The following is a 14801-nucleotide window of genomic DNA, read 5'->3' on the forward strand; positions in this document are numbered from 1 at the left end:
CCTGCAGCGTTGAGGCTACAGCGCGATGGTGCCGTCAATTACCGTAACGGTCTTTCCGCCGATCCAGATCGTGTCGCCCTCGTAGCGCACCGCTACGCGGCCCGCGCGCTGAATCGCCGTCCCCTGACGCGCCCGGTAATCTCGCCTCTGCCCCTGGGCGGCAAAATAGCGCGCCAGGCAGGCGTTGGCGCTGCCGGTAATGGGATCTTCCGTCAGGCTGCCGTTCTCCACCAGCAGGCCGCGCACCTCGTACTGCTCGCTCTCGCCGTGCGGCAGCGGGCCGAACGGCATAACGCCGTTGGCGCCTGCATGAGTGATAAGACGCTGTAAATCACTGACGGCGGGCTGAATCGCCAGCACCGCGTCGGCGCTAATCATCGGGATCAGCAACCAGCGGATGCCCATATCGACAACGACGGGCGTTTGCGTGGTATCGAACAGTTCACAGTTCAGCGCATTGCCCATTAACGCGTCGGTGAAGGACGTAATGCTCGCCTCGGGCGCGGCAAACGCCAGCATACCGTCGGCGGCGATGCTGACCGTCACGTTGCCGACGCCGCACTCCTGCACAATTTCACCCGGTTTTTTCGTCGGCCAGCCCGCTTCGAGCAGCGCGTGCGCCGTACCCAGCGTAGGATGACCGGCAAACGGCAGCTCGCCTTCAACGGTAAAGATGCGTACGCGATAGTCAGCCTGCGGATGCTGCGGCGGCAGTACAAAGGTGGTCTCTGATAAATTGGTCCAGCGGGCAATAGCCAGCAGCTGGTCGTCGCTCAGTCCCTGCGCATCCATAATCACCGCCAGCGGGTTGCCGTTAAAGGCTGATGAGGTAAAGACATCTACTTGCTTAAACGCGACGTTCATTGCTGCTCCTTTCTCAACAGGGCATTTCCATGCCCGAGATTTGCGTTTATTGCCTGACAGGGTTATCAATATGTTAACAATTCCTGCAGGAGACCGTTATGCTGAAAATCCTTGGGCGCGACTCGTCAATCAACGTGCGTAAAGTGCTCTGGCTTTGTGACGAGTTGGATCTCGACTATGAGCGCGAGGAGTGGGGCGCCGACCCTGACTCGCTGCGTAAACCGGAATTTCTCGCCCTTAATCCCAATGGACTGATCCCTGTACTCATTGATGACGACTTCGTCATGTGGGAGTCGAACGCCATCCTGCGCTACCTGGCTAATGCCTATGAAGGCGACTGGCTCTATCCGCAAAATCCGCGCGCCCGCGCCCCGGTCGATCAGTGGATGGACTGGCAGTCCACCGAACTCAATACCTCTTGGCGCTACGCTTTTATGTCGCTGGTGCGCAATTCGCCTGCACATCAGGATCCGCGCCTGCTGGCGGCGGCCTGCAAAGGGTGGGCGCACACTATGGGCATTCTCAACCAGCAGCTGGAGAAAACCGGGCGCTATGTCGCAGGCCGCAACTTTACCCTGGCAGATATCGGCGTCGGGCTGGCGGTAAACCGCTGGTATGAAACCCCGCTTGATCATCCCAGCCTGCCTGCGGTGCGTAACTACTATGAACGCCTCACCGAACGCCACCCTTACACGGTCTGGGGACGCAACGGCAAACCCTGATCGAGCCCAGGCGCGACTCCCGCCAGCTCACAGGCGACAGCGCCGGTGCGCTTCAGCGCCCAGGTATAGCGATCGTCAAAGGGGTAACAGCAGGAGAGGCGCAGCGCATGATTATAGCGCTCGCTTAGCGAATAGAGCGCGCCGGGCGTAACGCAGATCTGCTCCTGCAGCAGGCGGTGAAACATCGCCACGGTATCAACCTTTTCCGGCAGTTCGACCCAAAAAACAAACCCGCCGCGCGGCAGCGTCGCGCGCGTTCCCTGCGGAAAATGGCGAGCGATCAGGCCGCGCGCCTCATCCATATTGGCGGCATAGCGGCGACGCAGCGTGCGCAGGTGATGATCATACCCGCCGTTGGCGAGAAATTCCGCCAGGGTCTCCGACAGCAGCCGGGATTCCGCCATGGAGGAGACCGCTTTCAGACGCGCAATCGCCTCATGGAAACGGCCTGCCGCGATCCAGCCGATACGAAAGTCGGGCGCGACGGTTTTGGTAAAGCTGGTGCAGTAGATCACCCAGCCTTCGCTATCGAATGACTTTACGGCAGGCGAGAGCGGCCAGTCGAACTGGAGTTCGTCATATAACCCGTCTTCCAGCAGAGGAACGTTGTAAGTATTAACTAACTTCGCCAGCCGCTGTTTGTTCTGTCGCGACATGCAGCAGCCCAGCGGATTTTGCGCGCTCGGCATAGCGATTAGCGCCTGAATGCGCTTCTCCTGCAGCAGCATCTCCAGCGCGTCGAGCGAAAGCCCGTGCTGCGGATCGGTAGGAATCTCCAGCGCCTTCAGCCCCAGCGACGCCAGCAGCGGAAAAAGGAAGAAGTAGGTCGGCGACTCCAGCCCAACGCAGTCGCCTGGCTGCGTTACCGCGCGCAGCGCCAGCTGTAGCGCCTCCATACAGCCGTGGGTCAGAGTGATCTCTTCGCTGGTCAGCGACACGCCCGCATGCAGCGCGCGGCGCGCTATCTCCTCCCGTAAGCGCTCACTACCAGGTGGAAGCGCATAGCGGCCGATCAAATCGGGGTTGCGCCGCAGCAGCGAAGCGGTAATGCGGCTCAGACGCGCCGAGGGATAAAGTTCGCCATCCTGCGGGCAGGCCAGCGAAATATTGACGTAATCGGGATGATTCTGCGCGGCGAACACCTGATCGATCAGGTCGAGCTTTTCGCTGCTCGGATCTTTAATGCGCGCGCGGTGTGCTACAGGTCGCGTCAGGGCGGGCAGTACGCTGCGCACATAGTAGCCGGACTGGGGACGCGCCTCGATCAGGCCGCGGTCTTCCAGCAGTTGCCAGGCGTTCAGTACGGTATTGATGCTGATTTGATGAGTCTGCGCCACCCGGCGAATAGCGGGCAGGCGTTTGCCAGGCTTCAGCGTGCCCTGATGGATCGCCTCGGCGAAACTGTCGGCAAGCTGATAGTAGAGTGGCTGATCGGCAGAGAAAGCAAGGGACACAAAAGCCTCCGCGAGTCATGGGTACAATAGGTAAAATTCTAAACTGTAACCATGACAATAGTGATTTTGTGTCTCTGTTACCAATTCTTTTCGCGCCCTAGCATAGAGGCCTGTTTCTTAAACGAGAATGCCGACATGCTCGATCCCTCCTTTTTCAGCTACGTCACCGTTATGTCTATTACGCCCGGCCCCAACAATCTGCTGCTGGCGACCTCCGGGGTTAATTTCGGTCTGCGGCGCACGCTGCCGATGATCTCCGGCGTCCTGCTTGGCTGCCTGCTGCAAACCGCACTGGCGGTGCTGGCGCTGGAGTGGCTGCTGAGCTGGATGGGTGCCGTCAGAGTGCCGCTGACGGTCGCAGGTTGCGCTTATTTACTCTGGCTGTCGTGGAAAATCTGGCGCGCGGACGCCCCGGCGCAGCGGGAAAAGGCGCATCCCATGACCATCGCAGGCGCCATCGGCTTTCAGGCGGTGAATCCCAAAGCCTGGCTGATGGCGACTAACGTGGCGCTGCTCTGGAGCGCGCAAAGCGGTCTGCTGCCGGTCATGCTCGGCTTCGGGCTGGTGAACCTGCCCTGCATCCTTATCTGGGCGGCGCTGGGGGATCGGCTGGGCCTGCATCTGCAAACGCCGTGGAAGCGTCGTCTCTTCAACAGCGTAATGGCGCTGTCGCTGGTCGCCACGACGTTATGGATGCTGGTAGACGCGCTGCGTTAATCCGGCGCGCCGGAGCCGGTCTGCGACGGCCATTTCCAGTTGCGCACTTCCGGCACGTCTTCGCCATACTCGCGTACGTAGCGATGGTGCTCGGCAATGCGCTCCTGCAAATCATCCAGCAACTCCGGATGCCGATCCGCCAGGCCCGGCACGCGCAGAATCGCCTCCTGCGCCAGATGATAGCGGTCCAGCTCATTAAGCACCGTCATATCAAACGGCGTGGTGGTGGTGCCTTCTTCATTGAAGCCGCGCACGTGGAAATTACGGTGGTTTTTACGCTGATAGGCGAGGCGATGCACCAGTGTCGGGTAGCCATGGAAGGCGAAAATCACCGGCTTATCGAGGGTGAACAGCGCGTCGAATTCCTCTTCGCTTTTGCCGTGAGGGTGCTGCTCCTGGGTCTGTAGCGCCATCAGGTCCACCACATTCACCACGCGAATACGCAGGTCGGGCAGGTACCCACGCAGCAGATCCACCGCCGCCAGCGTCTCCAGCGTAGGTACGTCGCCCGCGCAGGCCATAACCACATCAGGCTCCTCGCCCTGCGGCGTGGTGCCTGCCCAGCGCCACTCGCCCATTCCCGCTTCGCAGTGCGCAATGGCGCTCTCCATATCCAGCCACTGCGCCGAGGGCTGTTTGCCCGCCACAATCACATTGATGCGGTCCCAGGTGCGCAGGCAGTGATCGCCGACCCACAGCAGCGTATTGGCATCGGGCGGCAGATAGATGCGCACGATATCCGCCTTTTTATTGGCGACGTGATCGATAAAGCCGGGATCCTGATGGCTGTAGCCGTTGTGATCCTGCCGCCAGACATGCGAAGAGAGCAGATAGTTAAGCGAGGAGACTGGCTTGCGCCAGCCGAGCTTGCGCGTCACCTTCAGCCATTTGGCATGCTGGTTAAACATCGAATCGACAATATGGATAAAGGCTTCGTAGCAGTTAAACAGGCCGTGTCGGCCGGTCAGCAGATAGCCTTCGAGCCAGCCCTGACACTGATGTTCGCTAAGGATTTCCATCACGCGGCCATCGCGCGCCAGCTGCTCGTCGTAGGGTTTAACCGGCTCCAGCCAGGTGCGGCTGGTGACATCGAAGACCGGCGTCAGGCGGTTCGAGGCGGTTTCATCGGGGCCGAACAGGCGGAAGTTATGCTGATTGCGCGCAAAAATCTCCGCCAGATAGCGGCCAAACTGCTCGGTGGCCTGCGCCAGCTGTGAGCCAGGCTCTTTCACATCAAAGGCGAAATCGCGGATATCGGGCGTTTTAAGCTCGCGGCGCAGCACTCCACCGTTGGCGTAGGGGGAGGCCCCCATGCGTTTATCACCCTGCGGCGCCAGCGCGCGCAGCTCTGGTTTCAGGCGACCCTGCTCGTCGAACAGATCGTCCGGCTGATAGCTACGCAGCCACTGTTCCAGAATCTGGCGATGCCCCGCATCTTCGCGACAGGCCGCTACCGGCACCTGGTGCGCACGCCAGAAATCCTCCACTTTTTTCCCGTCGACTTCCTGCGGGCCAGTCCAGCCTTTGGGACTGCGCAGAATAATCATCGGCCAGCGCGGAATGCCGTCCTGCTCGCCGCCCGTACGCGCCGCCTGCTGGAAAGCGGCGATGTTATCAAAGGCGTTTTCCAGCGTGGCGGCCATCTGTTGATGCATCTTCTCTGGTTCGTGGCCGCTGACGAACAGCGGTTCATAGCCATACCCGCGGAATAGCTGTTGCAGATCGTCATCGCTGGCGCGACCCAAAATAGTCGGGTTAGCGATTTTATAACCGTTGAGATGCAGGATCGGCAGCACTGCGCCGTCGCGCTGGGGATTGAGAAACTTAATGCCATGCCAGCTCGACGCCAGCGGGCCGGTTTCTGCCTCGCCGTCGCCGATCACGCAGGGCACGATCAGATCCGGATGATCGAAAGCCGCGCCAAACGCGTGCGACAGCGAGTAACCCAGTTCGCCACCTTCGTTGATCGACCCCGGCGTTTCCGGCGCGGCGTGGCTCGGAATGCCGCCGGGAAAGGAGAACTGCTTAAACAGGCGCTGCATGCCTTCGGCATCGTCGCTGATATGCGGATAGATTTCGCTGTAGCTACCTTCCAGCCAGGTATTCGCCACCATGCCCGGCCCGCCGTGGCCCGGCCCGCAGATATAGATAAGATTCAGGTCGCGCTGGCGAATAATGCGGTTCAGGTGCGCGTAGATAAAATTGAGGCCTGGCGTGGTGCCCCAGTGTCCCAGCAGACGAGGCTTAATATGTTCCGGCTGCAGCGGCTCGCGCAGCAGCGGGTTCGCCATCAGGTAAATTTGCCCGACGGACAGGTAGTTGGCGGCGCGCCAGTAGCGATCCAGCAGTTGCAACTCACTGGCAGCGGTCGATTGTGACATCGGGCATTCTCCTGGTTAGCGAAACGGTGACAGGTAAAAGCGTTTCATTAACCCTAATAGAGAATCCGCAACTCGACCAGGCGACGGGCAAGGACGTCGGGTGCACAAAAGTTAACAGCGCGGGGAGTATAAACTGACGAGCAAAGCGTCCCGCGCCATAGTGAGCGCCGGAAAAGCAGGCTGGGACAGGGATGCTCTGTTAGCGTTTTAGCGATCGGTTAATACGCGTTGTTCAGGCGCCACGGCCGAAAAAAAAAGCCTCGCTAATGCGAGGCTTTTTTGTCAAAACGCTTTATTTGCCGACGACATGGGCGGTTTCGCGCCCTTCGTCGTTCGCCGCGCCAGGGGTAACCGGCGAGTAGGCGAGCTTCAGGAGGCGGCTGGTATCCGCCAGCACTTTCTCCGTCAGCGCCACGTCGCCGTTGAGCTTGCGGCCCCAGGAAGGCACAACGGCGCGAATGCGGTTCTGCCATTCAGTCGAGGCCATTTGCTCCGGCCAGGCTTTCGCCATCAGCTCCAGCATAATAGGCGCTGCGGTCGATGCGCCCGGCGAGGCGCCGAGCAGGGCGGAGATAGAGCCATCCTGCGAGGTGACGACTTCAGTGCCGAGACGCAGCACGCCGCCCTCTTTGGCATCTTTTTTAATGATCTGCACGCGCTGGCCAGCGGTAACCAGACGCCAGTCGTCCGGATGCGCATCCGGCACGTAGGTGCGCAGTGCCTCCATGCGATCGGCGTCGCTCTGCAGCACCTGATCGACCAGATATTTCACCAGATCGAAATTCTTCAGCCCGACGTTCATCATCGGCAGCAGGTTGCCGCTGTTCATTGAACCGAACATATCCAGCAGCGAACCCTGTTTCAGGAATTTAGTCGAGAAGGTGGCGAATGGGCCAAACAGCAGCACCCTTTTGCCGTCCAGCACGCGCGTATCGACGTGCGGCACCGACATCGGCGGCGCGCCGACCGAGGCTTTGCCATATACCTTCGCCATATGCTGGCGTACCACGTCTGGATTCTCGGTGACGAGGAAGGAGCCGCCTACCGGGAAACCGGCATAACCGCTGACTTCCGGAATGCCGCTTTTCTGCAGCAGCGGCAGCGCCGCGCCGCCCGCGCCGATAAAGACGTTTTTCGCCGTCAACACGCGTTTCTCGCCGGTGGCCAGCGCATGCAGCGTGACCTGCCAGCGGCCGTCACTCAGGCGTTTAAGATCGTGCACTTCCTGACGCAGACGCAGGCGGAAGCCAGGGTGCTTCTCCAGCGAAGCGATCAGCTGGCGCGTCACTTCGCCGAAGTTGACGTCAGTGCCCATTTCCGTCCAGGTCGCCGCCACTTTCTGTCGGCGATCGCGTCCTTTCATTACCAGCGGGATCCACTCGGCAATCTGCTGCGGATCTTCAGAGTAGGCCATGCCGCGGAACAGCGTGCTTTTCTGCAGCGCCTGATAACGCTTGCGCAGGAAAGCTACGTTCTCTTCGCCCCAGACAAAACTCATATGCGGCGTGCTGTTAATAAAACGTTCAGGCGAATGAAGACGCCCCTTCTGAACCTGATACGCCAGGAACTGACGGGAAATCTGGAAGGATTCATTGATCGCCAGCGCTTTGCTGATGTCGATGCTGCCATCCGCCTTTTGCGGCGTATAGTTTAGCTCCGCCAGCGCGGCATGGCCGGTACCGGCATTATTCCAGCCGTTAGAGGACTCTTCCGCCACGCTCTCGAGACGCTCGACCATTTCAATGGTCCAGTCCGGCTCCAGCTCCTGTAGCCAGGCGCCTAACGTCGCGCTCATCACGCCAGCGCCGATCAGCAGCACATCAACGTCTTTACGCTCGGACATCTGTGGTTTTTCCATGCCAGTGGCGCTCATTGCGAGCGTAAGGCTTAAAGCTGTCTTGCACATGAGGCGACATCTCCTCTCTCTGTTGACCTGATGCTCAACAGGTTCGCAGGCGAAATAGCCGCGCTTCTTGGGAACGCGTTGCGCTATTTCTCAAAGGTTAAGACTCAGGTTCGTTTAAGCGGGATGCAGGTTAACTGCACGTTATGCTTTGTCCATTGAATATAACATTCTCGCCTCTGAATTAAACATTTGTTTATTTTTTAAATGCAGAAATGATTCAGCATAAGAATTAATCATCTCAGGCTGGCGGCTATAAGGAATTTTTTACCGAAAACTCAGCAGGTTAACCGAATATGATGTTGCGTAAATGCACAATGACAGTGCAAGACAGGAAATGGAGAAGAATTCGCCTTATTTTATAAGTTTTTGATTTGAATGGTTTAAGCAAAAAGAGAACGATAAAGAATTTTTTATGAGGGGGGGTTTTTCAGTCGATTCTGTAAAAATAATGTTACATTTTTGTGATTCTTAACTGCCCGCTTCGGCGCAAAAACCGCCACGGGCAGGCCAGAGCATCAGGGACGAAACCAGCGGCGATAAATAAAGCGGATGACGTAAAACTCGATCGCGCCCAGCAGCAGGAACCACACGCAAAAAATCAGGGTGTAGAGCTGGTTGATATCCTGCAAGTGCAGCCGTTGCGTCAGGCTTTTAGCCATAGTCAGACCGAAATTCGGCGCGGGCAACAGCAAAGCAGAAAGAAAGCCAAGCAGCAAAATGCCGCCGGGAATAATCAGGGATTCAAAGGGGTTTTTCATCAGCAGGTTCCGCATTAATCAGCGCGGCTATTTTCCGGTAATCCGCGCCAGGGTTCAATCCCCGTGGTTGCTGTAGGGCCGCGTACCATTTTTATCCTGAGAAAAGGCTTAAGTACCATTAACTTAGCGGTAAAACATAGCGAACGATAAAAGTTATAGCCTTTGCTATACTTAAACCCATGATTTTCTTGTCTTTTTATCAGGCAGGATGCGTGTTAGACTGCGCGCTCTTTTACCAGACTGAACCTTTATTGCGGTAAAAAGCGGGTTTCTGAACGCTTTTTACCCTGACATTAGCCATTATGACTTTTATCGCAACCCTGATCCTTGCCTTCGGAATGTCGATGGACGCGTTTGCCGCTGCGTTAAGCAAAGGCGCGGCGTTGCATCGCCCCGGATTCAAAGAGGCGCTGCGCACCGGTCTGATTTTTGGTGCCATTGAAGCGCTGACGCCGTTAATTGGCTGGGCCGCAGGGCTGGCCGCCAGCCGCTATGTGATGGCCTGGGACCACTGGGTCGCCTTCTTTCTGCTGGCGTTCCTCGGCGGCCGCATGATGATGGAAGGTTTTCGACAGACAGCGACGGCTGAGCCGTGCGAAGCGCCGCAGCGCCATGGTTTTATGGTGCTTGCGACCACCGCGGTCGCCACCAGTCTCGATGCGCTGGCGGTCGGCGTCGGTCTGGCCTTCTTGCAGGTTAATATCATCGCGACGGCGCTAACCATCGGTATGGCGACGACGATCATGGCGACCACGGGCGTGCTGGTTGGCGGCTTAGTCGGTCCTGTACTGGGCAAGTGGGCGGAAGTGCTCGGCGGGCTGGTGTTGATTTCAATTGGCTGCACCATCCTTATCCAGCATCTCAATCTCTTCTCTTAACGCCTTGCGCAGAAAATTAATGCTGTTTTTGTGATCTGCTTCAAAATTTATTGCCTGTAAAATGCACAAAAGCTATACTTTCACTGCATTTATTCAACAAATTTTGAATCAGGTGATCTATGAAACGCTTAGTAAAATACGTCTTCCGCGCTTACGTTGAGACCTTCAAATACGTTCCCCCCGGCGCAATGTACTAATCTGCTGCCAGCAGCGCCTGGCACCGCGGGCAGCTCATAACCCGTGATTATCATCTCGCTTCAGACCGTGCTGAACTGTTGCTGTGTCATGCGGTCTGCGCTCCGTCGACAGATCGGATGAGCGAAAGTCTGTACGATTTTTATCTTATCTTTTGCTAACCTGCGCGCGAATTTTCCTATAACAACGAGGCAGTAATGCAGCTTTGCAGTTTTTATCTTCCTGACCAGGCAAGAAAAAGTTTTGGCATCGTGCGTGAGAACGGCGTGGTAGATGTCGGATTGCGCCTGGGCGCGCAGTGCCCGGATTTGAAAACCTTTCTTGAACGTTCTTCCATGGCTGACCTGGCCGCTTTTCGCGAGATGCCGGCTGACTACGCTTTTTCCGCACTGCAGTTCCTGCCGGTGATTGAAAATCCAGGCAAAGTCTTCTGCGTCGGCATGAACTACGCCGACAAGCGCAAAGAGTTCTCCGAGACCCTGGATGCCCCTACGCTGTTTATTCGCTTCGCCGACTCGCTGACCGGACACGACCGGCCGCTGCTGAAGCCAGCGACCACCAGCGAGTTTGATTATGAGGGAGAGCTGGCGGTTATCATCGGCAAACCTGCGCATCAGGTAAAAGCGGCGCAGGCGCTGGAATATGTCGCCGGCTACAGCTGTTTTATGGATGCGACGGTGCGCGATATGCAGTTTACCTGGTTCACCGCCGGGAAAAACTGGCCGCAGACCGGCGGCTTCGGGCCGTGGATGACCACTGCCGAAGCTGTCGGCGATCCGCAGGCGCTGGCGATTAAAACCTTCCTGAACGGTCGCGAAGTGCAGAACGACACCACCGGCAGCATGGTGCACAAGGTGGCGAATATCATCGAATATATTTCCGCTTTTAGTCCGCTCTCGCCGGGCGACGTCATTTTCACCGGCTCGCCGGGCGGCGTCGGTAAGAAACGCACGCCACCGCTGTTTATGTTCAGCGGCGACGTGGTGGAAGTGGAAATCGAAAAGATTGGCCGCTTGCGCAACGTGATCGCCTGATCCCGCTGCTGGCTGCGATTGTGCCCGATCGCAGCCTCTTCTTTTGTACCGCACCACAACTTTCCCCCGTCTCGCCTGCTGGTCACGCTTTCGCCGCCTACACTGAAGTAACACAACCATTTTCAGGAGTGGGTAATGAGGCGGAAGGAAAAACCGACGCGCTGGAAAAGCGGCGCGCTGCTGGCCGGGCTAGGGCTGGGCGCAGCGGCAACCTGGTGGGGCGTTCAGCAATGGCGACGTTTAAAGCAGACGCCGCCCGTTTCGCCGCGCAGTCACCATGCGGGACTGGCCGGCTATTTTCAACAGGTCGGCGAGTGGCGCATGTTTACCCGCGTCACGCCCAACGACGCGCCCGGTCTGCCGCTGGTGCTGGTGCACGGGCTGGTGATGTCGGGCCGCGCGATGGAGGAACTGGCGCTGGCGCTTGGCAATAATTACCGCGTTCTGGTGCCGGATCTGCCTGGATTCGGTGCCAGCGCGTTGCCGCCTTCCGCGCCGACGCTGTCGGTTGACGAGCAGGCCGACGCGCTCTGGGAGTGGCTGCAACACAATCAGCTGTCGCGCGCCATCTGGATAGGCAACTCCTTTGGCTGCCAGATCCTTGCTGCGCTGGCTGTCAGGCATCCTGACGCGGTGGCAGGGTTAGTGCTGCAAGGCCCAACGGTAGATCGTCACGCACGCAGTCTGGTGCGTCAGGCCTGGCGCGACTGGCGCAACGGCCGCCTTGAGCGGCACCGTTCTCCCGCATCGCTGGCGCGCATCGACTATGCCAAAGCCGGACTCTGGCGTGCGCTGCAAACCATGCGCGCGATGCTGCACGATCGTATTGAACAGCGCCTGGCTTACGTCAACGCGCCGACCTTGCTTCTGCGCGGCTCGCGCGATGCGGTTTCGCCTGCGCGCTGGGTAGAAGAGCTGGGCGCGCTGCTGGCGCGAGGCGAGATAATGACGCTGCGCGGCGGCACCCATACGCTGCACTACGTTTATCCCTGGAGTTTCTGCCACGCCATTCGTCCGTTCCTGGCACGCATTCAGCAGGAGAATCAGCATGAGTAAACCACCGAAGGGCATCGCCCGCTTCGACTCCGCCGCCGCCATGCTGATGGCGCTGGCCCACGCTCTGCATGACAAACCCTTCGACAGCCCAAGCCAGTCGCCGATGCTGGACCGTCTGCTCCCTTCGCTCAATCGTCTGCCGACCCGGCTGAAAGAGTGGGGCTACGCCATTGGCGGCATGGCGGAGGGGATCAGCGAAGCGCAGGCAGGGGATCTCGACGTCGAAGGCATTGCCGAGTGGATGGTGAGCGAATATCCGGAGCGTGACTATCCTGCCGCTTTTATCGGCTCATCGAACGGCGCGCTGACGCATCTTGCCGCCGCGATGGGCGCGCCCTGGCTGCCGCAAACTTTTCTCTGTCCGGTGCGTTCCCTTAATAACGATCCTGACGACGCGCAGGCGGGATTCGAGCAGGGCAAAGCAGTGGCGGCGGCGCTGCTGGCTGCCTGGCCGCGTCTGGCGGTGCACCATATGCAGGATCCGAACCAGGACAGGCTGATGCTCGATCAAATGAGCTATTTCCGCCTGAAGCTGCGCGCGCTGCCGCTGGCGTTTAATGAATTCCTGATGCGCAGTTTGCCGGATAAAAGCACCCTGTTCGTCAACCACTGCACGCGCCAGTGGCCGGTGACGCGCACCAGCGATCGCTCTTTCTTTCAGTTCGGCGCGCTGGGCGGCGCGACGGAGAAAGAGTATCTGCAGGGCGGCGGGCGCGTGGCGGAATTTCTGGCGCGCTACGGAAGCGATCGCAGCCGCTGGAATGCGCCCACGCCAACCGACAATGTGCCGGAAGCGGAGTGGGGGCTGGATGAATATATCAAAGCGCCGTTAAAAAGGATGGCGGCCGACCGGAACTGGCAACTGCTGGAGATACGCTATCAGGACCCCGAAGCGTTGAGTTTCGTGGTGGCAGAGATCTACCGTGACTGGTATCTGGCGGCGGGGATCCACGCCACGCGTCTGACGGTCGATAGTTTCCTGCTGATGGACCCCTGGTGCACCATGCGCCAGCATGCCATTCCCTTCTGGCTGGTGTTCGGCACCGAGCCCTCAGCGGCAACGCTGTCGCGTTTTCTGGATCGCCAGCCGCGCTATCGCGATATCGATATGATGCTCTTTTCGCACGGCACGGAGAGCATCGGCATCGCGCCTGTCGAACGTTGGCGGCAATTGCTTGACCGCGCCACGCACGCCGGGGATTTTGTCGGCGTGGATACCGAGCGTTTCCCGCACGATTTCGCCACTTTTGCCCGTTTTGACACCGCGCTGCGGGAACGCGCGCCGCTCTTTGCGCCGCCGCCGCCGCTCAGCGTAGAGAAGGTGATCGGCGGCATTGAGCGCTATGGTGCGCGTCACGGCGTGACGCTGCATAAGCTGAACTAGCCGGGCGAACGCCCGGCTCTGTGATTATGCGCCGTCGGTAATGGGCTTACGCACCAGGACCAGATAGGCGAGCGCGCCAGCCACGGCGATACCCGCGCAGATCATCAGCGCGAGGCTGAACGACTTAGTAGTATCCAGCACCCAGCCGGTGATGACCGGCGCAAAAGAGGCGAATACAAAGCTGGCGAAGTTCTGGATACTGCCCACCGACGCGGTCATGCGTGCCGTGACGTTAGCGTGGATCAGCCCCCAGCAGGAGGTGCCCGCGAAGTGGATACAGAACAGCGCCATACCGATCAGCGTTACGGCGCTGGTGGTGTCAGTGGCGCGCGTCACGAAGGCGGTAAAGGCTGCCGACAGCAGCATGCCGGAGATAATGCAGACCTTCCGGGTTTTTACGGCGTCGAAGCCGCGACGCACCAGCGCATCCACCGCATAGCCGTTGAGCAGCATGCCCGCTGCGCCAAACAGGAACGGAATCGCCGCCAGCAGGCCGGTGCTTTTCAGATCCAGATGGTAGGTCGACTGCAGATAACCTGGCAGCCAGGCGATGTAGAGCCAGGCGGTATAGTTGATGCCGCTAAAACCGATCATCATGCCCCACATGGTGCGCTGCTTAAACAGGCCGCGCCATTCAGCGAAGCTCAGCGGCTCCTTGCGCGACGCGACGCTTCCCGCCTGCAGATAATGGATCTCCTCTGCGCTGAGGGTATTGTTGTCGCGGTCGCGATAAAGCATGTACCAGCCAATCGCCAGGAACATGCCGAGCACGCCAATGGTAATAAACATGCCGCGCCAGCCGAACGCCAGCATCATCGCGGCCAGAACCGGCGGCGCCACCGACAGCCCAATCATCGAGGCGGCGTTAAAGAAGCCCATCGGCATGCCGCGATCTTTAATGTTGAACCAGTCGTTGATGACCTTTACGCCGCACGGGTTCATTGGCGCTTCGCCGATGCCGAGACCGATACGCACCAGAATAAACTGGGTAAAGTTATGCACCAGCCCGGCGGCCGCCTGAAACAGCGACCAGAAAAACATCCCGATGCCTAACATAATGCGCGGGCCTTTACGGTCCAGCAGCGCGCCGCAGGGCAGCTGCGCCAGACCATACGCCAGCGAAAAGGCGGAGAGCAGCATGCCGATCTCCGTGGCGTTCAATCCCAGCTCCTCGCGGATCGTCATGTTGGCGACCGAGAGCGAACTGCGGTCAAGATAGTTGATGATGGCTGCGCACAGCAGCAGCAGCATGGCGGTGATCTGAATCTTGCGAATGCGCGGCGAGCGCACGATGTCGCTGCGCGCGGGCACATACTCCTGCCCTGGTTGCCCATCGGCAGCCGGGTTTTTAGCATCGCGAGTTGAGGTATTTTCCATGGCTTACTCCCGTAGCGGGGTCGTTATCGTTATCTGAAGTCAAAGAACATAGCGGCCCAGCGGCCCGCCATGAGT

The 14801-nt window shown here is 59.0% G+C and carries 13 protein-coding genes; 7 read left to right on the forward strand and 6 right to left on the reverse strand.

The window, feature by feature from the left end; all coding sequences use genetic code 11:
* Positions 1 to 15 precede the first annotated feature (15 nt).
* Positions 16 to 864 (reverse strand): PhzF family phenazine biosynthesis protein, encoded by an 849-nt coding sequence (locus D7S44_RS17590; protein WP_120457042.1) that lies wholly within the window; start codon positions 862 to 864, stop codon positions 16 to 18.
* A 98-nt stretch (positions 865 to 962) separates the two neighbouring features.
* On the opposite strand from D7S44_RS17590, the gene D7S44_RS17595 reads away from it, so the two are divergent.
* On the forward strand, positions 963 to 1586 hold the full coding sequence (locus tag D7S44_RS17595; RefSeq protein ID WP_120457044.1) for a glutathione S-transferase family protein: 624 nt from the start codon (positions 963 to 965) through the stop codon (positions 1584 to 1586).
* Here D7S44_RS17595 and D7S44_RS17600 read toward each other — a convergent pair.
* Positions 1553 to 3040 (reverse strand): aminotransferase-like domain-containing protein, encoded by a 1488-nt coding sequence (locus D7S44_RS17600; RefSeq protein ID WP_120457046.1) that lies wholly within the window; start codon positions 3038 to 3040, stop codon positions 1553 to 1555. The two genes, D7S44_RS17595 and D7S44_RS17600, sit on opposite strands and share 34 nt — an antisense overlap.
* A gap of 135 nt (positions 3041 to 3175) precedes the next feature.
* Between D7S44_RS17600 and D7S44_RS17605 the strand changes: the two genes are divergently transcribed.
* On the forward strand, positions 3176 to 3757 hold the full coding sequence (locus D7S44_RS17605) for a LysE family translocator (protein WP_120457048.1): 582 nt from the start codon (positions 3176 to 3178) through the stop codon (positions 3755 to 3757).
* On the opposite strand, the gene D7S44_RS17610 is transcribed toward D7S44_RS17605, so the two are convergent.
* The 3 genes from D7S44_RS17610 to D7S44_RS17620 form a co-directional block, all read right to left on the reverse strand.
* Positions 3754 to 6138 carry a phosphoketolase family protein gene (locus D7S44_RS17610; protein ID WP_120457050.1) on the reverse strand — a complete coding sequence of 795 codons (2385 nt, stop codon included), beginning with the start codon at positions 6136 to 6138 and terminating at the stop codon, positions 3754 to 3756. The genes D7S44_RS17605 and D7S44_RS17610 overlap by 4 nt on opposite strands.
* A gap of 292 nt (positions 6139 to 6430) precedes the next feature.
* The gene (gene mqo / locus D7S44_RS17615) at positions 6431 to 8044 is read right to left on the reverse strand and encodes a malate dehydrogenase (quinone) (protein WP_120457052.1); all 1614 of its coding nucleotides are present in this window, start codon (positions 8042 to 8044) and stop codon (positions 6431 to 6433) included.
* Between the two features lie 515 nt (positions 8045 to 8559).
* A complete protein-coding gene (locus D7S44_RS17620) occupies positions 8560 to 8802 on the reverse strand; it encodes a DUF1158 domain-containing protein (RefSeq protein ID WP_120457373.1) in 243 nt (80 codons plus the stop codon).
* Between the two features lie 302 nt (positions 8803 to 9104).
* Here D7S44_RS17620 and mntP point away from each other — a divergent pair, with 302 nt between their 5' ends.
* From mntP to D7S44_RS17645, 5 genes are all read left to right on the forward strand, one after another.
* Positions 9105 to 9680 carry a manganese efflux pump MntP gene (gene mntP, locus D7S44_RS17625; RefSeq protein ID WP_120457054.1) on the forward strand — a complete coding sequence of 192 codons (576 nt, stop codon included), beginning with the start codon at positions 9105 to 9107 and terminating at the stop codon, positions 9678 to 9680.
* A 119-nt stretch (positions 9681 to 9799) separates the two neighbouring features.
* Complete coding sequence (azuC, locus tag D7S44_RS24135; RefSeq protein WP_120457375.1) at positions 9800 to 9877, forward strand: stress response protein AzuC; 78 nt, start codon at positions 9800 to 9802, stop codon at positions 9875 to 9877.
* Positions 9878 to 10072: 195 nt separating this feature from the next.
* Complete coding sequence (locus tag D7S44_RS17635; RefSeq protein WP_120457056.1) at positions 10073 to 10909, forward strand: fumarylacetoacetate hydrolase family protein; 837 nt, start codon at positions 10073 to 10075, stop codon at positions 10907 to 10909.
* 135 nt (positions 10910 to 11044) lie between these two features.
* Positions 11045 to 11965 carry an alpha/beta fold hydrolase gene (locus tag D7S44_RS17640; protein WP_120457058.1) on the forward strand — a complete coding sequence of 307 codons (921 nt, stop codon included), beginning with the start codon at positions 11045 to 11047 and terminating at the stop codon, positions 11963 to 11965.
* A complete protein-coding gene (locus D7S44_RS17645; RefSeq protein ID WP_120457060.1) occupies positions 11958 to 13349 on the forward strand; it encodes a hypothetical protein in 1392 nt (463 codons plus the stop codon). The genes D7S44_RS17640 and D7S44_RS17645 overlap by 8 nt, the downstream gene beginning before the upstream one ends.
* Before the next feature lie 24 nt (positions 13350 to 13373).
* On the opposite strand, the gene D7S44_RS17650 is transcribed toward D7S44_RS17645, so the two are convergent.
* Positions 13374 to 14726 (reverse strand): MFS transporter, encoded by a 1353-nt coding sequence (locus D7S44_RS17650; RefSeq protein ID WP_120457062.1) that lies wholly within the window; start codon positions 14724 to 14726, stop codon positions 13374 to 13376.
* Positions 14727 to 14801 lie beyond the last annotated feature (75 nt).

The sequence above is a fragment of the Pantoea piersonii genome (assembly GCF_003612015.1).
Taxonomy (GTDB): Bacteria; Pseudomonadota; Gammaproteobacteria; order Enterobacterales; family Enterobacteriaceae; genus Pantoea; species Pantoea piersonii.